This is a genomic window from Streptomyces griseoluteus, from assembly GCF_004784465.1.
GTDB classification, from domain to species: Bacteria; Actinomycetota; Actinomycetes; order Streptomycetales; family Streptomycetaceae; genus Streptomyces; species Streptomyces griseoluteus.
This window is the reverse complement of sequence record NZ_SRRU01000001.1, coordinates 509,735-530,118: the sequence shown is the minus strand read 5'-3', so window position 1 is coordinate 530,118 and position 20,384 is coordinate 509,735. Positions and strand designations below refer to the sequence as shown.

Genomic DNA, 20,384 nt, shown 5'->3' with positions numbered 1-20,384 from the left:
TGGTACGTCACTTGCCAAGTCGGTCGGCGTCGCCGTCGGGTTGCCGCCCCGGGGCCAAGGTGGCGCAGATCACAGCGAGGGCCATGCCGCCGAGCAGGAAGACGTACGAGCCGCCGCCCGCACCGAACAGGAAGTCACCTTCCGGGCGGCTGGCGGTGAGCAGGATGACCGCGACGACCCAGCCGAGCACCGGCGCGACCGCGCCCGAGCGGCCGCGCAGCGCGTAGCCGCCGCCGAGGAACAGCCCGCCCGCGCCCGCGAGGGCGAGCAGCAGGCCGAGCGGGAACCAGGCGGCCTGCACCAGCGCCCCGGCGACGCCGGCGACCGCACCGAGCAGGGCGAGCCCGAGCAGCGCGGCCATCCGGCCGAGGGAGGGGCGCTGCAGGGGCTGGGCGAGCATCGAGCTGCTCACGACGCCACCTCCACTCCGGCGAAGAGGTCGGTCTCGCCGGGTTCGGCGCTGCCCCGTACCAACTCGTAGTACTCGGTGCCGAACAGCGGCTGGGCGAGGTCGTTGGAGAGCGCGAAGTACTCGCCCGCGACGGTGATCTGGGTGGCGTGGGCGCGCATCGCGGCGGCCTTGGCGGCGGCGTACGCGGTGCCGTCGACGGCAGTGGTGATCCGCTCGTCCGGGACAACGCCGGGCAGGTCGGCGATGTCGGCGCTCTTGCCGAACGGCAGGCCGGGCAGCTCCTCGGCGAGCCGCGCGAAGGCCTCCTCGACGACCGAGCGGGGCATGCGGTTCCAGTAGACCTTGTCCACCAGGTGCCCCCGGCCGGCGGCCAGCTCGACGGCGCGCATGGTGACGCGATGGGCCTGGATGTGATCGGGGTGGCCGTATCCGCCGTTGTCGTCGTACGCGACGACGACCTGCGGCCGGACCTCCAGCATCACGTCCGCGAGCGCCCCGGCTGCCTGGTCGAGGTCGGCCTGCCAGAAGGCGGCGGGGTCGTCGTTGTCCGCGAGCCCCATCATCCCGGAGTCCTGGTACCCGAGCACCCGCACATCACGAACCCCCAGTTCCCCGAGGGCGGCGTCCAGCTCGCCCCTCCGGTACGCCCCGAGCGCGGCCCCCTCCAGATGCCGCAGCTCCGGCGGGATCACCTCCCCCCGCTCCCCCAGCGTGCAGGTCACCAGAGTCACGTGCGCCCCCTCGGCCACGTACTTGGCCATGGTCGCGCCGTTGTTGATCGACTCGTCATCAGGATGCGCGTGCACGAGCAGCAGACGCCGGGCGGGCAGTTCGGTCATGGGGTCCAGCGTACGAGGACGGGAGCGGGCGTTCAGTACGCGCCCTGGGCGGTGCCGTCGTCGGTGTAGCGAGGCAGGCCGTCCGTCGGGACGGTCCACTCGGCGATGGTGACCTCCTCGCCGTAGACGAAGTCCTTGCGGGTGGCGTAGCGCGGCCCGGCGGGGGTGGGGTGGATGTCGGTGAAGACGGCGCCTGTGGCCGTGCGGGGGTCGAAGATCGCGTAGACCGGGATGCCCAGCAGAGGGTAGTCGCGCACCTTGCCGACCCAGTCGTTCTCCGGGTTGGAACGGGAGACGATCTCGACGGCGGCGACGAGCGTACGCGGGTCGAAGGCGCCCTCCCCCTCCATGTCCGCCTCGGCGATCACCATCACGTCGGGGTGCCGCATGACGCCCTCGGCCGCGTCCTCCACGTCGGGTTCGCCCGTGTGGGCCACGAGCTCCTCCGGCATGACCTTCTCCAGGCGCTTCCGCAGACGCAGCACAGTCAGCTCGTGCTGCCTGACGGGCGACATCATGTCGTGGACGATCCCTTCCCTGGTGATCTCGAACTTGCCCGGAAGGGTGTCGTCCATGGACTGAACGAAGTCCCGCATGGCCCGGTACTGGTGGGGGGTGCCCTGGCGTGCGTCGTCCGGTGCTGTGGCCATGGCGCTCGCTCCTCCTGTGGGCCCTGAGGTGCCTGCGTCCTCGGGCGGGGCAAGGATCGTCGCTTTCATGCTAGGCGGCCTCCGGGAGAGCAGTCGCGGCAGCGGCCCGGCGCGGGGGCGCGGAAGGCCCGGTTGCAGCCGTCGCAGTTCTGGAGGGGGTGGCGTAACGGGGCGCGGGGGCGGGTGGGGCGAACGGGGGCGGGGGTGGGAGGTGGGCCGTGAGGCGGTGGGCCAGGAGGGCGGCCGGTCGGTGGAGGGTGCCCTCGGGGAGGTTGGCGGTGAGGGCTCGGCGTACGGCTGACGGGGAGACGTCCCGCTCCAGCCAGGCGGCGCGACGACTGGGGCGCGGCGGTGATCACCACGGTGGGCCGCCAGCTGAAGCTACGCCGCGAGGCCGCAGGGCTGCGCGCGGCGGAGTTCGGCACGCGGATCGGGTACGGGGAGGACCTGGTCTACAAGGTGGAGGCCGGCAAGCGGATTCCCCGGCAGGAGTATCTGGACAGGTCGGACGAAGTTCTGGAGGCGGGCGGGCTGATCTCGGCGTCCTGGGAGGACGTGAAGAGGGTTCGGTATCCCAAGAGTGTGCGAGCGCTTGCAGAGTTCGAGGCCAAGGCCGTCGAGATCGGTGTGTATGTAGGGCTGAGCATCCATGGACTGCTTCAGACTCCGGCACATGCCCGCGCGCTGTTCGAGGTCTACGAGCCGCCGTACTCGGAGGAGGAGGTGGAGCATCTGGTCGCCGCGCGGATGGCCCGGAAGGCGGTCTTCGCGCGGGTGCCCGCCCCAGCTCTGAGCTTCGTCCTGGAAGAGGCGGCGCTGCGTAGGCGTGTTGGAGGCACAATGGTGTGGCGTGAGCAACTCGAGCACCTTCTGGACACTGCGCGTCTGCGGAACGTCAAGCTGCAAGTGATGCCGCTGGCCGCAGGGGCCCACCCTGGGCTGGACGGCAGGATCGAGGTGCTGAAGTTCGCCGACGGCACGGCGGCGGGCCGTTCGGATGGGGCGTTCAACAGTCGGCCCACCTCCGACCCGAGGCAGCTCCGCATCCTTGATCTGCGGTATGCCACCATCCGAGCCCAGGCGCTCGCGCCGGATAAGTCGTATGCCTTCATCGAGCAAGTGCTGGGAGAAAAATGATCCGCAAGGTCTCTGCCGGGGACACTGCCCAACTGGCCTGGTTCAAGAGCAGCTACAGCGACGGCCCCGACGGCAACTCCTGTGTCGAACTCGCCGTCACCCCCGGCACCATCCACGTCCGGGACTCGAAGCACACAGCAGGCCCCCAGCTCGCCCTCAGCCAGGACACCTGGACGGCCTTCGTCACCGGCGTCCGCGACTAGGGTCGCGTCAGAGAGCCTTTGCCCCGTAGTGACGTGCCGCGCCGTTCGGATGCCGGTCCGGACTGCGCGGTGCCGCCAGGCTGTGACCTGGCGGCGAGCCCAGATGCGGTGAACGTGAAGCCGGACGGCGGCACGGACGCAGATCGTGTTTCAGGCAGCGCGCGTGGCCGGACATTTGGTGAGGTCGCCCGCGATCCGATTGATGCTCGTCTCGTCACGTGCCCAGGTCGTGGTACATGACATGCAGGCCGACCGGACCCAGCACTGGATGCCGGAACGCGCCGGGGACGGTGCCGATCAGGGCGAACCCGAGACGCTCATACAGCCTGATCGCCGGTGCGTTGGAGGCCGCGACGGCGTTGAACTGCACGCCGGCGAATCCGCTGCTTCGCGCCCAGTCCAGCAGATACTCGCCCAATGCTTGGCCGACACCCCGACCGCGAGCTTCCGGCGCGACCATGAAGTTTCCGCTCGCAATGTGCGAACCCGGGCCTGGCCGGTTGGCGTACATGTTGGAGGTGCCGAGTACCCGCTGGTCCTCTACGGCCACTGCGACGTGCCCTGGTGGCGGCACCACCCACAAGTCGTACGCCTGGGCCTCAGTTTGCAGCGGGTCGTAGCAGAAGGTGTCACCCTTGCGGATGATCTGCTCGGCGATCGGCCAGACCTGCGGCCAATCAGACTCCTCGAACTTTCGGATCTCCATCTGCGTGAGATTAAGCAACAGTGAGTGGCACGCCCACCGGTTATTTCCAGCGGGCGTGCTGGAGTCCCGGCACAGCCCACCGAGACCGCCTCCCCCTTGACGTGACCCCATGCACCGGTACAGTGCAATGAGCGGCATGCCCGCGCCCCATGTCCGGCGCCGGTGTCGCATTCCTCTCTCAGCCCTCGTGCCGACGGTCTTCGACCGGGCCGGGCTTCTTCGCATCAGCACCTTGTGACCAGGGCTTTCGTCGCCCCGTCCGTGGTGCGTTCCCGTCGCCCGGAGGCAGGCGTCTCCGTGATCCGCGGCCCTTCCCCCTTCTGTCCGGAAAGGACACCCCCACTGTGACCACCACCCTCGAATCCCCCACCAGAACCCAGATCACCACGTTCACCGGCGTCCTCGACATCGACGCGCACGGCAAGGGCCACCTGCGGGCCGCCGCGAGCCTCCTGCCCTCGCCCGCCGACCCCCACGTCTCCCCGGCACTCATCCGCCGGCACGGCCTGCGGAAGGGCGACCTCGTCGAAGGCGTCGGTGGGCCGCAGCGGGCCCTCAGCGAGGTCACCGGCGTCGACGGCCGCGCCCCCGTAGGGCGACGCGGAGACTTCCGCGACCTGACCCCGCTGCACCCCCACCGGCGGCTCCGCCTGGAGCACCCTGCCTCCGGCCTCGCCGGCCGCCTCACCGACCTGCTCGCCCCGGTGGGCAAGGGCCAGCGCGGCCTCATCGTCGCGCCGCCGAAGAGCGGGAAGACCGTCCTGATCCAGCAGCTCGCCGCGGCCGTCGCGGGCAATCACCCCGAGTGCCGGCTGATGGTGCTGCTGCTGGACGAACGCCCCGAGGAAGTCACCGACATGCGCAGGTCGGTACGCGGCGAGGTGTACGCCTCCACCTTCGACCGCCCCGCCAAGGACCACATCGCCCTCGCGGACCTCGTCGTGGAGCGGGCCAAGCGGCGGGTGGAGGCCGGGGAGGACGTCGTCATCCTGCTGGACTCGCTGACCCGGCTCTGCCGCGCGCACAACAACGCCTCGGCGGCGGGCGGCCGTACCCTCAGCGGAGGCGTCGACGCGGCCGCACTGCTGGGCCCCAAGCGGTTCTTCGGGGCGGCACGGCAGGCGGAGGAGGGCGGTTCGCTGACCATCCTCGCCACCGCGCTCGTGGACACCGGCTCACGCGCCGACGGCTACTTCTTCGAGGAGCTGAAGAGCACCGGCAACATGGAACTCCGGCTGGACCGCGAACTGGCGTCCCGCCGCGTCTTCCCGCCCGTGGACATCGACCGCACCGGCACCCGCCGCGAGGAACTCCTTTTCACGCGGGAGGAGTTGGCGATCACCAGGGGCCTGCGCCGCGCCCTGCGCTCACACGGGGACGCGTCCCTGGAAACCCTGCTGGAGCGACTGCGGGACACCCCGGACAACGCCACGTTCCTGCGCCGCGTCCAGCCCACACTGCCGACGAGCTGATCGCGGCAGGAGGGGCGACGACACCGTCATCACCCCGCCCGTCGTCAGAACTTGATGCTGCCGATCATGCTGGCGACGTTCGTGGTCAGCTCGCTGATCGTGGGTGCGATGGTCGAGGAGGCGAGATAGAAGCCGAGGAGCATGCAGATGGCCGCGTGTCCCCCCTTCAGTCCCGACTTCTTGATCAGCAGGAAGACGATGATCGCCAGCAGCACCACCGCCGAAATCGAGAGTGCCACGGCGGCTCACCTCCAATGAATCCCAGGGACACGGGGGGTTCGGACTATGGGGGTTGTGACTTCGGTACAGCCCCGGCGGACCGGCCCGAGAGCCAAGTCCACGCGGACGCCGCCAGGTTCATACCCACGCAGCGACAGTGATCATAACTATGTGTGCTCGCGCATCGCTCGGCGCACGGCCGCACAAGGGGGCGCATGGCCAATATGGTCGGGCCATGACGACCCAGACAGCCGGCACCGACTCCTTCCCCCGCCGACACGCCCGGACCCAGCGCTTCTCGCTCGGCGCGCCGCGCGCGTTCACCGTGGCCCCCGACGGCTCCCGTGTCGCGTTCCTGCGCTCCGGCTCCGGCACGGACCGCGCCAACTCCCTGTGGGTACTGGACACCGCGGACGGCACCGAACGCCTCGCCGCCGACCCCCGCGCCCTGCTCGCGGGTGCCGACGAGGAGCTGTCCCCCGAGGAACGCGCCCGCCGCGAACGCAGCCGCGAGGGCGGCGCGGGCATCGTCGGGTACGCCACCGACACCGCTGCCGAAATGGCGTCTTTCGCCTTGTCCGGGCGGCTGTTCACGGCCGAACTGCGCGCCGGCACCGCCCGTGAACTCCGCGTCCCCGGCCCGGTGATCGACCCCCGCCCGTCCCCCGACGGCACCCGCGTCGCGTACGTCGCCGGAGGCGAGCTGCGCGTCGTCGGCGCCGAGGGAGCGGACGACCGGCCGCTGGCCACCCCCGAGAGCGACGAAGTGACGTACGGCCTCGCGGAGTTCATCGCGGCCGAGGAGATGGACCGTACGCGGGGCTTCTGGTGGTCCCCGGAGTCGGACCGGCTGCTGGTGGCGCGGGTGGACGACACGCCGGTGCGGCGCTGGTGGATCGCGGACACGTCACACCCGGACCGTGAGCCACACCACGTGCGCTACCCGGCCGCGGGCACCGCCAACGCGGCGGTGACCCTGTTCGTCATCGGCCTGGACGGCGCCCGCACCGAGGTCCGCTGGGACCGCGAACGTTTCCCCTATCTGGCGCGAGTGCACTGGTCACAGGCGGGTGCACCCCTTCTCCAGGTGCAGTCGCGGGACCAGCGGAGCACCCTCGTCCTCACCCTCGACCCGGACTCCGGCGAGACCCGGACGCTGCACGCCGACGAAGATCCAACATGGCTGGATCTTTTCGCCGGGGTGCCCGCCTGGACCCCCTCCGGACAGCTCGTCCGCATCGCGGACGAGGACGGCGCGCGGGTCCTGACCGTGGGCGAACGCCCGCTGACCGGACCGGAGTTGCACATCCGCGCGGTGCTCGACGTGTCGTCGGAGGACGTACTGGTCTCGGCCTCCGCCGGAGAGGCGGCCGAGGACCCCGAGACCGGCGAGATCCATGTGTACCGGGTCGGCGAAGCGGGCGTGGAGCGCGTGTCGCGGGAGCCCGGTGTCCACTCGGCGGTGCGCTCTGGTGACGTCACCGTCCTGGTCTCCGCGACCCTGGACAGTCCCGGCGCCCGCGTCCAGGTGCTGCGTGACGGGAAATCGGCGCTCGGTGTCCGCTCGTACGCCGAAGACCCCGGTTTGTCCCCCCGCGTGACCCTGACCGAGGGGGGCGCACGACGAATTCCGTGCGCCGTGCTTATGCCATCGGACTACCCCGATGACACTCCCCTGCCCGTCCTGCTCGACCCCTACGGGGGCCCGCACGGCCAGCGGGTCGTCGCCGCCCACAACGCCCATCTGACCTCGCAGTGGTTCGCCGACCAGGGCTTCGCGGTGATCGTCGCGGACGGCCGGGGCACACCCGGCCGCTCCCCCGAGTGGGAGAAGTCGATCCACCGGGACTTCACGGTTACCCTCGACGACCAGATCGACGCCCTGCACGACCTCGCCAAGCGCTACCCGCTCGACCTCGACCGCGTCGCCATCCGGGGCTGGTCGTACGGCGGTTACCTCTCCGCGCTGGCCGTCCTGCGCCGCCCGGACGTCTTCCACGCGGGCGTCGTGGGCGCTCCGGTCACCGACTGGCGGCTGTACGACACCCACTACACCGAGCGCTACCTGGGCGACCCGAAGGCGGACCCGGAGAGCTACGCCCGCAACTCCCTGATCACCGACGAGGGCCTCGCCGACCCCGCCCAACCGCACCGGCCCATGATGATCATCCATGGTCTGGCCGACGACAATGTGGTGGCCGCGCACACCCTCCGGCTCTCCTCCGCCCTGCTGGCCGCCGGCCGTCCGCACGAGGTGCTCCCGCTGTCCGGCGTCACCCACATGACTCCGCAGGAGCAGGTCGCGGAGAACCTGCTCCTCCTCCAGGTCGACTTCCTCAAGCGCGCCCTGGACCAGCCCGGACGGCGTTAACGCACAGGCAACTTCGCCGAAGCCGCTCCGATATACGCACCCGCGAGGCTGATGCGCGTACGGCCGTGCGGGTGCCGTGAGACGGGCCGGGATGCGCCATGTCATCCCGGCCCGTTGCCGTGTCCCTCCATGGCCCCCGGCACGACCCGCCGCTCCGCCGCGAACAGACACGCCGACGGATGCGCGACCCGCCCCCCGGCCGCCCGGAACTCCTCCGGCACCGCCAGCTCCGGCACCTCCCGCGCGCACCGCTCCTGGGCCTTCCAGCACCGGGTACGGAACCGGCACCCGGAGGGGATCGCGGTCGGGGACGGCACGTCACCGCTCAGGATGATCCGCTCCCGGCGCGTCCGCGCCTCCGGATCGGGCACCGGCACCGCCGACAGCAGCGCCTGGGTGTAGGGGTGCGTGGGGTGCTCGTAGATCTCCGCGTCCGTGCCGGTCTCCATGATCCGGCCGAGGTACATCACCGCGACCCGGTCCGAGATGTGCCGCACGATCGACAGGTCGTGCGCGATGAACACGTAACTCAGCCCGAACTCCGCCTGGAGCCGCTCCAAGAGGTTGATCACCTGTGCCTGCACCGACACGTCCAGCGCGGACACCGGCTCGTCCGCGACGATCACCTCGGGGCGCAGCGCCAGCGCCCTCGCGATGCCGATCCGCTGCCGCTGGCCGCCGGAGAACTGGTGCGGATAGCGGCCCAGGAACTCCGGGTCGAGCCCCACGACCTCCAGCAACTCCTGCACCCGGCGCCGCCGTTCGCCCTTGGGCGCGACCTCGGGATGGATCTCGTACGGCTCCCCGACGATGTCCCCCACCGTCATCCGGGGATTGAGCGAGGTGTACGGGTCCTGGAACACCATCTGGATGTTCCGGCGCACCTCCTTCAGCCGGCGCCCGGACGCGCCGGTGATGTCCTCACCCCGGAAGCGGATCTCGCCCGCGGTGGGCCGCTCCAGATGGCAGAGCAGCTTGGCCACCGTGGACTTGCCGCACCCCGACTCGCCCACGATGCCGAGGGTCTCGCCCCGGCCGAGGCTGAAGCCGACCCCGTCGACGGCCTTCACCGCGCCGATCTGCTTGCGCAGCACGATGCCGCGGGTCAGCGGGTAGTGCTTGACCAGGCCGCGGGCCTCCAGCACGGGTTCAGCCGTCGCGGCCATCGAGGCACTCCCTCCAGAAGTGGCAGGCGCTCACCCGGTCCGGCCCGGCCGGGTACAGCGGGGGCTCGTCCGTGCGGCAGACGTCCCGCGCCATCGCGCAGCGCGGGTGGAAGGCGCATCCGGGCGGGATGCGGGTGAGGCTGGGCGGCAGACCGCGGATGGCGTACAGCTCCCGCCCCTTGTGGTCGAGGCGGGGGATGGAGTCGAGCAGGCCGCGGGTGTAGGGATGGGCCGGTGCCTTGTAGATGTCGTGCACGGGCGCCGACTCCACGATCCGGCCCGCGTACATCACCGCGATCCGGTCGGCCACGTCCGCGACGACGCCGAGGTCGTGGGTGATGAGGACCAGCCCCATGTCGTACTCCCGGCGCAGCTCCGCGAGGAGCTCCATCACCTGGGCCTGGACGGTGACGTCGAGCGCGGTGGTGGGTTCGTCGGCGATGACGAGCGCGGGTTCCAGCGCGATCGCCATGGCGATCATGATCCGCTGGCGCATGCCGCCGGAGAACTGGTGCGGATAGTCCCGCACCCGCTGGGCCGCGCCGGGGATGCGCACCCGGTCCATCAGCTCGACGGCCCGCTTGCGGGCGTCCTTGCGGGACATCCCCCGGTGCACCGTGAACATCTCGCCGAGCTGGTCGCCGACGGAGAGCACGGGGTTGAGGGCGGAGAGCGCGTCCTGGAAGATCATCGCCATTCCGGCGCCCCTGATCCGCCGCCGCTCCTCCTCCTTCAGGTTAAGCAGGTCGCGGCCCTGGAAGAGGATCCGGCCACCGGTGATCCGGGCGGGCGGCATGTCGAGGATGCCCATCACGGCCTGCGCGGTCACCGACTTCCCGGACCCGGACTCCCCGAGCACGGCGAGCGTCTCGCCCGCGCCGACCCCGTACGACACCCCGTTGACGGCCTTGGCGACGCCGTCGCGGGTGCGGAACTCCACGTGCAGGTCGCGCACTTCGAGCAGCATGGCGCCGTCACCTCAGCTTCGGGTCGAGGGCGTCGCGTACCGCGTCGCCGAGCATGATGAAGGCCAGGACGGTGATCGCCAGCGCCCCGGAGGGCCAGAGCAGGGCGTGCGGGGCGTTGCGGATGTAGGGGGAGGCGGCGGAGATGTCGATGCCCCAGGACACGCTGGGCGGCTTCAGGCCGACGCCGAGGTAGGACAGGGTGGCCTCCAGCGAGATGTAGGTGCCGAGCGCGATGGTGGCCACGACGATGACGGGGGCGACCGCGTTGGGCGCGATGTGCCGCAGCAGCAGCCGGGCGGGCGAGGCGCCCAGCGCGCGGGCGGCCTGTACGTAGTCGTTCTGCCGGGCGGTGATGACGGAGCCGCGGGCGATCCGGGAGATCTGCGGCCAGCCGAGCAGCACCATGAAGCCGATCACCGGCCAGACGGTGTTGCTGGTGACCACCGAGAGCAGCACCAGGCCGCCGAGGACGACCGGGATGGCGAAGAAGACGTCGGTGATCCGGGACAGCACCGCGTCCCAGGCCCCGCCGAAGAACCCGGCGAGCCCCCCGAGCACCGACCCGAGCACCGCCACCCCGAGCGTGGCGCACACGCCCACCGTGACCGACGTCCGGGCGCCGTAGACGGTCCGGGTGTAGACGTCGCAGCCCTGCCCGTCGAAGCCGAAGGGGTGGCCGGGCGAGGAGCCGTCCTGGGCCTTGGCGAGGTCGCAGTCGAGGGGGTTGCCGGAGGTGATGGCCGAGGGCCAGACGGAGATGAGGACCAGGAAGAGGATGACGAGCGCGGAGAGCAGGAAGACCGGGTTGCGCCTGAGGTCCCGCCAGGCGTCGGACCACAGCGAGCGCGGTCTGCTGTCGGGCCCGGTGCTTGCCGGTCCGCCCGGCACCCGCTCCAGCGTGGCGGCCTCGCCGGCCGCGAGGTCCATGGTCCCGCCCATGCCGGTCCCGGCGACGGCCCCCCGCGAGTCCCGCGACGACGGCTCAGGCATAACGAATCCTCGGGTCGAGTACCGCGTAGAGCAGGTCCACCACCAGGTTGGCGACCAGGAAGACCAGCACCAGCACGGTGACGAAGCCGACCACCGTCTGGGTGTTCTGCCGGAGGATGCCCTGGTAGAGCTGGAAGCCGACGCCGTGGATGTTGAAGATCCGCTCGGTGACGATCGCGCCGCCCATCAGTGCCCCGATGTCGGTGCCGATGAAGGTGACGACCGGGATCAGCGAGGTCCGCAGCAGGTGCCGGACGATGACCCGGCGCCGGGGCAGCCCCTTCGCGACGGCGGTACGGACGTAGTCCGAGCGCCGGTTCTCCGCGATGGAGGTACGGGTCAGCCGGGTGACGTAGGCGAGCGAGACCGAGGCCAGCACCAGCCCCGGCACGATCAGCTCGCCGTACGGCGCCTCCGGCGAGACGGACGGCTTGATCCACCCCCACTCCACGCCGAGCAGCAGTTGGAGCACGAGCCCGGTGACGAAGGTCGGCACGGAGATCACCACGAGGGTGAGCAGCAGCACCCCAGTGTCGACGGGCCGGCCCCGGCTCAGTCCGGTGAGCACACCGAGGCTGATGCCGACGACGAGTTCGAAGAGGATGGCCACGATGGTCAGCCGGACGGTGACGGGAAAGGCGGCCGCCATCAGCTCGGTGACGGGCTGTCCGTTGAACGCGGTGCCGAAGTCGCCGGTGAAGACGTTCCCCATGTAGGTCGCGTACTGCTGCCAGAGCGGCTGGTCGAGGCCGAACTCGCTGCGGAGCTGGGCGGCGGTGGCCGCGTCGCACTGCCGCTCCCCGCACAGCCCCGCGATGGGGTCGCCCATCACATTGACCATCAGGAAGATCAGCAGGGTGGCCCCGACGAACACCGGCACCATCTGGAGCAGTCGCCGGACGACGTAGCGTCCCATGACGCTCAGCTCACCTTGATCTCGTTGTACACCGGCACGCTGAACGGGTTGAGCTGCACGCCGGTGAGCCGCTGGGAGTAACCCGCGTTGCCGTTCTGGTACCAGAGCGGGATGGCGGCCATGTTGTCCCGGACGACCTCCTCGGCCTGCTGGAAGGTGGCGACCGACTTGGCCGGGTCGGTCTCGGCGTTGGCCCGGTCCACCAGCTCGTCGAACTCGGAGTTGGACCACTGGCCGTCGTTGGAGGAGGCGCCGGTGAAGTAGAGCGGCTGGAGGAAGTTCTGGATGAGGGGGTAGTCCATCTGCCAGCCCGCCCGGAAGGGACCGCTCATCTTGTGCTGCCCCATCTGGTTGCGGAAGTCGGCGAAGGTGCCGACCGGATTGCCCACGCAGGCGTTGTCGTCGCCGAGGGCGTGGTTGATGGAGTTGCAGACCGCGTCGACCCACTCCCGGTGCGAGCCGGCGTCCGCGTTGTAGGTGAGCTTCAGGGAGCCGCCGGGGATGCCGCCGCCCTGGCGCACCAGCCGCTTGGCGGCCGCCGGGTCGTAGGTACAGGCACGTCCGCACAGGCCCGCCTTGAAGCCGCCGTCGGTGCCGAGGACGGGTGAGGTCCAGTCGGTGGCGGGCGTGCGGGTGCGCCGGAAGATGGTCTTGGTGATCTGTTCCCGGTTGATGGCCATGGAGAGTCCCGTGCGGACCTTCTCCATGCCGGGCCGGTTCCAGCGCTCGTCGTAGTACGGGAAGGCGAGGGTCTGGATGATGCCGGCCGGGGTGTTGATGTACCGCTCGCCGAGGTCGGTCTTCACGTTCTTGAGCTGGGCGGCGGGGATGTCGTCGGCGAGGTCGAGGTTGCCGGCCATCAGGTCGGTGTAGGCGGTGTTGCTGTCGGTGTAGACCTTGAGGATCACGCCGTCGTTGAGCGCCTTGTCCCGGCCCGGGTAGCCGTTCCACTTCCGCAGGGTCATCTGGGAGCCCTTGGTGTAGGACTCGATGGCGTACGGGCCGTTGCCGACCGGGGTCTTCAGCCAGGCGGCGTGGTCGGTGAAGAAGGCGCGGGGCAGCGGGGCGAAGGCGGCGTAGCCGAGGGTGTCGGGGAAGCCGGAGAACTTCTGGTTCAGGGTGACGGTGAAGGTGTGGTCGTCGACCACCTTGAGCCCGGAGAGGGTGTCCGCGTGCTGGCTCCCCATCTCGGGGTGCACCTGGTCGTAGCCCTCGATGTAGCCGAAGAAGTACGCGTTCTTCTGCTTGTTCTTCAGGCTCGCACCGTAGTTCCAGGCGTCGGTGAAAGAGCGGGCGGTGACCTTCTCGCCGTTGGAGAAGGTCCAGCCCTCCTTGAGCTTCACGGTGTAGTGCCGGGAGTCGGTGGTCTCGATCGACCGGGCCAGCATGTTCCGGGCCTCGCCGGTCTTCGGGTCGTACCGCTTCAGGCCCCGGAAGACCATGTCGAGCACCTTGCCGCCCTGCACCTCGTTGGTGTTGGACGGCTCCAGCGGGTTCTGCGGGTCGCCCCAGGAGGAGGTGAGCATCCCGCCGTCCGCCGTCCCGCTCGCTCCGCCGCCGCACCCGGTGACCACGAGCATCACCGCGGCGGCGCCGGTCAGCCATCTGGCGTGCGTGAATCCGCGCATGCTGCCTCCTCAGGGATCACCTCACCGTTACCGGTCAATATCGGCCCGCCCGGCACATCCCGCATGCCCGCCGCCCGATTGCCCGGCGTTTGGGGGGACACGTCAGCCATATGCAGGCAGGTCCGGCACGCTCTCGGTGATCTTGCGGACAAGGCGCAACGGATCGCCGCGCAACGTTGCCGAAACGTTGGATCGTGACGCGTCGATGTACGCATTTCGATACCTCGCCGTCCGGATATCGAACCCATTGGTTGATTTGCCCGAAATACCCCAAGTGAAGCACGGATTGGTTACGGTCGCGCTACACGCGTAGCTACGGATGCATCATGCAGAGGTAAAGAAGGTAAAGACAGGACCAAGTCGACCGAGAATTTATTGACCTTGAATGAATTGCGTTGAAAAAGTCCGGCGTAGCCCGTAGGGGAGCGCCCTGCGGAGTCCTCAGACCCTCCCTTGGGCCAGGAGCACCAATGACCACCCCCACTCCATCGGCGGCTGCCGCGCTTGAGGTGACCGACGTTCCCGTCGAGAAGTCGAACGCTTCTCCTGACGCGAAGGGTCCCGAGAGCAGGTCTCCCGGACAACTGGCCTGGCTGCGGTTCAAGCGGGACCGTGTCGGTGTCGCCTCGGCCGTCATCGTCATCTTCTTCTTCGTGATCAGCCTGGCCGCTCCGCTCATCTCCAGCCTCTACGGCAAGGACCCGTACACCACGTACGGCCTCAACACCCCTGGCCTGCTGGGGGACAACGGATTCCCGGCGAAGCCCAACGGCGGCATCGACGGAGAGTTCTGGTTCGGTATCGACCCGCAGCTCGGCCGCGACGTCTTCACGTTCCTGCTCTACGCGATCCGCAACTCCCTGCTGATCTCCGTCGCGATCACGGTGCTCACCATGGTCGCCGGCGTGATCATCGGCATCAGCGCGGGTTACATCGGCGGCAAGACGGACTGGCTCCTCGGCCGGGTCATCGACATCCTGCTCGCCTTCCCGCAGCAGCTCTTCTTCGTCGCCTTCACTCCGGTGGTCCTGGCCCTCTTCGTGGCGGACAACGAGAACACGCCGACCTGGCTGGTCGTGGTCTGCCTCATCCTCCTGCTGACCATCTTCGGCTGGGCCTCCATAGCCCGGCTGCTGCGCGGTCAGGTGCTGGCCCTGCGGGAACGCGAGTTCGTGGAGGCCGCGAAGGTCACCGGTGCCTCTCCGGCGCGCATCATCTTCAAGGAGCTGCTGCCCAACCTCTGGACGCCCATCCTCATCCAGGGCACCTTGCTGCTCCCGGCGATGGTCACCACGGAAGCGGGCCTCGCCTACCTCGGTGTCGGCATCCAGGACCCGACCCCCGACTGGGGCATCATGATCGGCTACGCCGCCCAGTTCTACCAGGACGACTTCACGTTCCTGCTGTTCCCCGGCGTGACGATGGTGCTCTTCGTCCTGGCGTTCAACCTTCTCGGTGACTCGGTGCGCGACGCGCTCGACCCGAAGACCAAGCGCTGACGCCGGCTCATTTCCAGGGCCTCGGCAAGCGCGCCGCGGTGCCGCTTCTCTCTCATCAACCCACTTCAAGGCAGGATGCGATGTCCTTCTCCCGCAGAAACTTCCTGATAGCCACCGGTGTTGCCGCCGCATCGGGCTCGGTGCTCACCGCGTGCAGCAGCGGTAACACGAGCAGCGCGGGGAAGGCCGGCCAGCAGGAAGCTGCCAAGGCCCACGCCAGCACGGTCAAGATCGGCACGGCGGAGGACTCCAAGGGCCCGGCGCCGGAGGTCTCCGGCGCCAAGAAGGGCGGCACGGTCTACCTGCTGAACGACGACGACTTCTCGCACCTCGACCCGCAGCGCGTCTACTACGCGTGGAACTCGCTCGCCGTCGTCGTCCTCTCCCGCACGCTCACCGGTTACAAGATCGGTGACGACGGCGCGATGACCCTGGTCGGCGACCTCGCCACCGACACGGGCACCATGAAGGACGGCGGCAAGACCTGGACCTTCACGCTGAAGGACGGGATCAAGTGGGAGGACGGCTCCGACGTCACCGTCGACGACGTCCGCCACGGCTTCGAGCGTGCCTTCGCCAGCTTCATCACCGAAGGCGCCGTCTACGCCCAGACCTGGCTGACGGGCTCCCAGGAGTACCGCAAGTCGTACTCGGGCCCGTTCAAGGGCAAGCACCTGAAGTCGATCGAGACCAGTGGCAAGTCCATCACGTTCCACCTCTCCGAGGCGCGTCCGGACTTCAACTACGTGGTGGCGATGCAGTCGTACGCGCCGACCCCGGTGAAGCACGACAAGAAGCAGGACTACGACAAGAAGCCGTTCTCCAACGGCCCCTACAAGATCAAGTCCCATGTCACGGACAAGTCGATGGTCCTGGTCCGCAACGAGCACTGGGACGCGGCCACCGACCCGATCCGCAACGCCTACCCGGACGAGTTCGACTTCACCTTCGGCATCGAGGCGCAGACCGCCGCGGACCGTCTGATCGCCGACTCCGGCAAGGACCAGTACGCCGTGTCCTGGCGCACCGTCCCGCAGGACCGCGTCCAGCAGGCGACCGTCAAGGCCAAGGACCGGCTGTTCGAGGACCTGAGCAGCGGCTCCAGCGTCTACTGGATCAACCAGACCCGCGTCACCGACATCAAGGTCCGCGAGGCCATCATCCGCGCCTGGCCGACGGCCGGCATCCGCCAGCTCCAGGGCGGCACGCACCGTGGTGACTACGCGACCGGCATCATGAGCCCGCTCGTCGCCGGTTACGAGTCGCAGGACGTGTGGGGCAAGCTGAAGAACCCCTCGGGCGACCCGGCGGCCGCCAAGGCGGTCCTGAAGAAGGCCGGCAAGCTCGGCACCAAGGTCGTCTACGCGTACATGAACGACCCGGTCAACGCCAAGGTGAAGGTCGTCATCGAGAACGCCCTGAAGGCGGCCGGCTTCGACGTCGTCTCCAAGGGCATCGACTCCACCACCTGGTACGACCAGATCGGCAAGCTGGACAACGGCTACGACATCTACTGGGGCGGCTGGTCCGCGGACTGGCCGACCGGCTACTCGGTCTTCCAGCCGCTGTTCGACAGCCACAACGTGGTGGACCAGGGCACCAACTACTGCCACCTGAAGAACCCCGACGTGGACGCCGCCATCAAGGCCGCCACCGCGGAGCCGGACCAGACCAAGGCCAACGCCATGTGGGCCGCCCTGGACAAGCAGGTCACCGAGCTGGGCGCCTTCATCCCGGACGTGTACATGAAGCGCCTGTACATCCACGGCTCGAAGCTCGGCAACGTGAAGATGGACCCGAACTTCGACGGCTGCATGCTCTACAAGATGTTCGTCAAGTAGTGATCCACCCCTGAAGGTGGGGCGGCCGACCGCCGCCCCACCCTCGGCTCGTCCACCGGGCCCCGGTCAGCCCGACCCGGTCCGATCCGCACGACGGCCCTCCCAGGAAAGCCAACCCCCATGCTTCGCTTCCTCGTTCGCCGACTTCTCGGCGCCGTGATCACACTGGTGATCATCAGCGCGGTCACGTTCATGCTCTTCTACGCGGTACCGCGCGACCCGGCCCGGCTGGCCTGCGGCAAGGTGTGCACGCCGGAGACCCTGGAGGTCATCCGGCACAACATGGGAATCTCGGACCCGATGCCGGTCCAGTACTGGCACTGGCTGTCGGCCATCTTCGTGGGCCGCGACTACGCCGGCTTTGGCCACTGCGACGCACCCTGCCTCGGCTACTCGTTCGTCAACCGCGAACCGGTCCTCGCCACCATCCTGGACCGCTTCCCCACCACGGCCTCCCTCGCCCTCGGCTCCTCGGTCGTCTTCCTGCTCTTCGGCATCGGCGCCGGCATGCTCGCCGCGGTGAAGCAGGGCAAGATGCTGGACAAGTTCGCCAGTTCGGCCTCGCTGGTCGCCTCGTCCATGCAGATCTACTTCGTCGGCCCGGTCGCGCTGTACCTGCTCGTGTACCAGTCGCACATCCTCTCGCAGCCCTCGTACACGCCCTTCACGGACAACCCGGGCGCGTGGTTCACGGGACTGCTGGTTCCCTGGCTGGTGCTGGCGCTGATCTGGACCGCCAACTACACGCGTATGACCCGCTCACAGCTCGTCGAGACGCTGAGCGAGGACTACGTCCGCACCGCCCGCGCCAAGGGCATGTCCCGTCGCAACGTCTTCTTCCGCTTCGCCTGGCGCGGCGCGATGGGCCCGATCGTCACCATCTTCGGCATCGACATGGGTGTACTGCTCGGTGGCGCGATGATCACCGAGAAGACCTTCAGTCTCCAGGGCCTCGGCATGCTGGCGGTGAAGTCCGTGTTCACCAACGACCTGCCGATGCTGCTCGGCGTCATGGTGATCACCGCCTCCTTCGTGGTGCTCGCCAACATCGTCGTCGACGCGGTCTACGCGATGATCGACCCGCGCATCCGGCTCGCCTGACCCCGCCCGCCCCCGCCAGCTTCCCCCGCATCACCCCTCCTGGAGCGTCCCCGTGACGAGCACCGATTCGCAGCCCTTCCTGTCCATCAAGGACCTGAAGGTGCACTTCTCGACCGAGGACGGCACCGTCAAGGCCGTCGACGGCCTCTCCTTCGACCTCGCTCGCGGCAGGACGCTCGGCATCGTGGGGGAGTCGGGCTCCGGCAAGTCCGTCACGAACCTGACCATCCTCGGGCTGCACAACCCGGACACCACCACGATCGAGGGCTCCATCGAGCTGGACGGCGACGAGCTGAACGGCGCGTCCGACCGCACGCTGGAGAAGCTCCGCGGCAACAAGATGGCGATGATCTTCCAGGACGCCCTGGCCTCGCTGTCGCCGTACCACACCATCGGGACCCAGATCGGCGAGGTCTACCGCAAGCACACCGGCGCCTCGAAGAAGGCGGCGCGGGAGCGGGCGATCGAGATGCTGCGCCGGGTCGGCATCCCGCAGCCGGACCGCCGGGTCGACAACTACCCGCACGAGTTCTCCGGCGGTATGCGCCAGCGCGCGATGATCGCCATGGCCCTGGTCTGCGACCCGAAGCTCCTGATCGCGGACGAGCCGACCACCGCGCTGGACGTCACCGTGCAGGCCCAGATCATGGACCTGCTCAAGGACCTCCAGCAGGAGTTCGGCACCTCGATCATCTTCATCACCCACGACCTGGGCGTCATCGCGGACATCGCCGACGACGTGCTGGTGATGTACGGCGGCCGCTGCGTGGAGCGCGGCCCGAAGGAGGAGGTGCTGCGCTCCCCGCAGCACCCCTACACCTGGGGTCTGCTCGGTTCCATGCCGAGCCTGGACGGCCCGGTCGACGTGCCGCTCAACCCGATCCCGGGTTCCCCGCCCTCGCTGCTGAACCCGCCCACCGGCTGCCGTTTCCACCCGCGCTGCGCCTTCGCGTCCGAGGTGGAGGGCAACCGGTGCGCCACCGAGCGCCCGCTGCTCCAGATCGAGGACGGCCGCGGCAACGCCTGCCACCTTTCCGACGGCCAGCGCCGTGAGTTCCTCGCCGACCTTGCCGCCAGCAAGGCCATCTGACGTACACGAGACGGGATTTCACCACCATGAGCGACACCACTCCCCTCCTGGACGTCTCCGGGCTGACCAAGCACTTCCCGATCAAGGGCGGCTTCCCGATCCGGCGCACCGTCGGCGCGGTCCAGGCCGTGGACGGGCTGGACTTCCAGGTCGCCGAGGGCGAGAGCCTGGGTCTGGTCGGCGAGTCCGGCTGCGGCAAGTCCACCACCGGCCGGCTGATCACCCGGCTGATGGAGCCGACCGCGGGCACGATCTCCTACCGGGGCCAGGACATCACGCACGCCGGCCGCAAGGCCCTCGCGCCGATCCGGTCCGAGATCCAGATGATCTTCCAGGACCCGTACGCCTCGCTGAACCCGCGGCACACGGTCGGCAAGATCATCGCCGGGCCGATGGAGATCAACGGCATCGAGCCGCCCGGCGGCCGTGAGAAGCGGGTGCGGGAGCTGCTGGAGATCGTCGGTCTCAACCCCGAGCACTTCAACCGCTTCCCGCACGAGTTCTCCGGCGGCCAGCGGCAGCGCATCGGGGTGGCGCGGGCGCTGGCCCTGAACCCGAAGCTGATCGTGGCCGACGAGCCGGTCTCCGCGCTGGACGTCTCCATCCAGGCCCAGGTCGTCAACCTGCTGCAGAAGGTGCAGCGCGAACTCGGCATCGCCTTCGTGTTCATCGCCCACGACCTCGCCATCGTGCGGCACTTCTCGCAGCGCGTCGCGGTGATGTACCTCGGCAAGATCGTGGAGATCGGCGACCGCGACGACCTCTACAACAACCCGCGCCACCCCTACACCCGCGCCCTGCTCTCCGCCGTCCCGGAGGCCACGGTGGACGACACCCCGCGCGAGCGCATCCGCCTGGTCGGGGACGTGCCCTCGCCCATCGACCCGCCGTCGGGCTGCCGCTTCCGCACCCGGTGCTGGAAGGCGACGGAGAAGTGCGCGACCGAGGCCCCGCCGCTCGCGCAGGCCGAGGGCAACAAGGCCGGCCACCTCACGGCCTGCCACTATCCGGAGACGCAGGAGATCATCCCGGTCACCGGCCTCTCCAAGACCCCCCAGGAAGCGGTCTGACACACCTCTGAAGGCCCGCGTCCACCCGGACGCGGGCCTTTTCACGTCCTGGCCGGAACCCTTCCCCGGCGCCGACGGGCGCTCCGACGGCCATGTGAGACTGCCA

General features: G+C 69.3%; 19 protein-coding genes and 1 pseudogene. 9 read left to right on the top strand and 11 right to left on the bottom strand.

Annotation, left to right across the window (positions count from 1 at the left end):
• Window positions 1-7: 7 nt before the first annotated feature.
• From E5082_RS02610 to E5082_RS32770, 4 genes and pseudogenes are all read right to left on the bottom strand, one after another.
• Window positions 8-400, bottom strand: coding sequence for a DUF6113 family protein (locus E5082_RS02610; RefSeq protein WP_135790107.1), 393 nt, complete (start codon window positions 398-400; stop codon window positions 8-10).
• An 8-nt stretch (window positions 401-408) separates the two neighbouring features.
• Window positions 409-1,251, bottom strand: coding sequence for an N-acetyl-1-D-myo-inositol-2-amino-2-deoxy-alpha-D-glucopyranoside deacetylase (mshB, locus tag E5082_RS02605; RefSeq protein WP_135789655.1), 843 nt, complete (start codon window positions 1,249-1,251; stop codon window positions 409-411).
• A gap of 32 nt (window positions 1,252-1,283) precedes the next feature.
• The gene (locus E5082_RS02600) at window positions 1,284-1,901 is read right to left on the bottom strand and encodes a Uma2 family endonuclease (RefSeq protein WP_135789654.1); all 618 of its coding nucleotides are present in this window, start codon (window positions 1,899-1,901) and stop codon (window positions 1,284-1,286) included.
• 65 nt (window positions 1,902-1,966) lie between these two features.
• Window positions 1,967-2,232: pseudogene (locus tag E5082_RS32770) on the bottom strand (helix-turn-helix domain-containing protein); the annotation flags it as partial.
• Here E5082_RS32770 and E5082_RS02590 point away from each other — a divergent pair.
• A complete protein-coding gene (locus E5082_RS02590) occupies window positions 2,199-3,038 on the top strand; it encodes a helix-turn-helix domain-containing protein (RefSeq protein WP_135789653.1) in 840 nt (279 codons plus the stop codon). The pseudogene E5082_RS32770 and the gene E5082_RS02590 sit on opposite strands and share 34 nt — an antisense overlap.
• Window positions 3,035-3,241, top strand: a complete 207-nt coding sequence (locus E5082_RS02585) for a DUF397 domain-containing protein (protein WP_135789652.1) — start codon at window positions 3,035-3,037, stop codon at window positions 3,239-3,241. The genes E5082_RS02590 and E5082_RS02585 overlap by 4 nt, the downstream gene beginning before the upstream one ends.
• A gap of 214 nt (window positions 3,242-3,455) precedes the next feature.
• On the opposite strand, the gene E5082_RS02580 is transcribed toward E5082_RS02585, so the two are convergent.
• On the bottom strand, window positions 3,456-3,947 hold the full coding sequence (locus E5082_RS02580) for a GNAT family N-acetyltransferase (RefSeq protein WP_135789651.1): 492 nt from the start codon (window positions 3,945-3,947) through the stop codon (window positions 3,456-3,458).
• Window positions 3,948-4,291: 344 nt separating this feature from the next.
• On the opposite strand from E5082_RS02580, the gene rho reads away from it, so the two are divergent.
• On the top strand, window positions 4,292-5,419 hold the full coding sequence (gene rho / locus E5082_RS02575) for a transcription termination factor Rho (RefSeq protein WP_135789650.1): 1,128 nt from the start codon (window positions 4,292-4,294) through the stop codon (window positions 5,417-5,419).
• A 44-nt stretch (window positions 5,420-5,463) separates the two neighbouring features.
• On the opposite strand, the gene E5082_RS02570 is transcribed toward rho, so the two are convergent.
• On the bottom strand, window positions 5,464-5,658 hold the full coding sequence (locus E5082_RS02570; RefSeq protein ID WP_018544306.1) for a hypothetical protein: 195 nt from the start codon (window positions 5,656-5,658) through the stop codon (window positions 5,464-5,466).
• A gap of 215 nt (window positions 5,659-5,873) precedes the next feature.
• On the opposite strand from E5082_RS02570, the gene E5082_RS02565 reads away from it, so the two are divergent.
• Window positions 5,874-8,009: a S9 family peptidase gene (locus E5082_RS02565; RefSeq protein ID WP_135789649.1), complete on the top strand. Its 2,136-nt coding sequence runs from the start codon at window positions 5,874-5,876 to the stop codon at window positions 8,007-8,009.
• 101 nt (window positions 8,010-8,110) lie between these two features.
• Here the strand turns inward: E5082_RS02565 and E5082_RS02560 are convergent, their stop codons facing one another.
• Genes E5082_RS02560 through E5082_RS02540 form a run of 5 tightly spaced genes read right to left on the bottom strand, consistent with a single transcriptional unit; the run spans window position 8,111 to window position 13,677 of the window.
• Window positions 8,111-9,175 carry an ABC transporter ATP-binding protein gene (locus tag E5082_RS02560; protein ID WP_135789648.1) on the bottom strand — a complete coding sequence of 355 codons (1,065 nt, stop codon included), beginning with the start codon at window positions 9,173-9,175 and terminating at the stop codon, window positions 8,111-8,113.
• Window positions 9,159-10,142: an ABC transporter ATP-binding protein gene (locus tag E5082_RS02555; RefSeq protein WP_135789647.1), complete on the bottom strand. Its 984-nt coding sequence runs from the start codon at window positions 10,140-10,142 to the stop codon at window positions 9,159-9,161. The genes E5082_RS02560 and E5082_RS02555 overlap by 17 nt, the downstream gene beginning before the upstream one ends.
• A gap of 7 nt (window positions 10,143-10,149) precedes the next feature.
• Window positions 10,150-11,133, bottom strand: coding sequence for an ABC transporter permease (locus E5082_RS02550; protein WP_135789646.1), 984 nt, complete (start codon window positions 11,131-11,133; stop codon window positions 10,150-10,152).
• On the bottom strand, window positions 11,126-12,049 hold the full coding sequence (locus tag E5082_RS02545) for an ABC transporter permease (RefSeq protein ID WP_135789645.1): 924 nt from the start codon (window positions 12,047-12,049) through the stop codon (window positions 11,126-11,128). Before E5082_RS02545 ends, E5082_RS02550 begins: the two co-directional genes overlap by 8 nt.
• Window positions 12,050-12,054: 5 nt before the next feature.
• Entirely contained in the window at window positions 12,055-13,677 is a 1,623-nt protein-coding gene (locus E5082_RS02540) for a peptide ABC transporter substrate-binding protein (RefSeq protein WP_135789644.1), read from the bottom strand.
• A 470-nt stretch (window positions 13,678-14,147) separates the two neighbouring features.
• Between E5082_RS02540 and E5082_RS02535 the strand changes: the two genes are divergently transcribed.
• The 5 genes from E5082_RS02535 to E5082_RS02515 all read left to right on the top strand — a co-directional run bounded on the left by E5082_RS02535 (window position 14,148) and on the right by E5082_RS02515 (window position 20,278).
• Window positions 14,148-15,176 carry an ABC transporter permease gene (locus E5082_RS02535; protein WP_167513966.1) on the top strand — a complete coding sequence of 343 codons (1,029 nt, stop codon included), beginning with the start codon at window positions 14,148-14,150 and terminating at the stop codon, window positions 15,174-15,176.
• Window positions 15,177-15,256: 80 nt separating this feature from the next.
• Window positions 15,257-17,017 (top strand): ABC transporter substrate-binding protein, encoded by a 1,761-nt coding sequence (locus tag E5082_RS02530; RefSeq protein WP_135789643.1) that lies wholly within the window; start codon window positions 15,257-15,259, stop codon window positions 17,015-17,017.
• A 120-nt stretch (window positions 17,018-17,137) separates the two neighbouring features.
• Window positions 17,138-18,118 (top strand): ABC transporter permease, encoded by a 981-nt coding sequence (locus tag E5082_RS02525; protein WP_135789642.1) that lies wholly within the window; start codon window positions 17,138-17,140, stop codon window positions 18,116-18,118.
• A gap of 52 nt (window positions 18,119-18,170) precedes the next feature.
• The gene (locus tag E5082_RS02520; RefSeq protein ID WP_135789641.1) at window positions 18,171-19,208 is read left to right on the top strand and encodes an ABC transporter ATP-binding protein; all 1,038 of its coding nucleotides are present in this window, start codon (window positions 18,171-18,173) and stop codon (window positions 19,206-19,208) included.
• A 26-nt stretch (window positions 19,209-19,234) separates the two neighbouring features.
• Window positions 19,235-20,278, top strand: coding sequence for an ABC transporter ATP-binding protein (locus tag E5082_RS02515; RefSeq protein ID WP_135789640.1), 1,044 nt, complete (start codon window positions 19,235-19,237; stop codon window positions 20,276-20,278).
• Window positions 20,279-20,384: the final 106 nt, after the last annotated feature.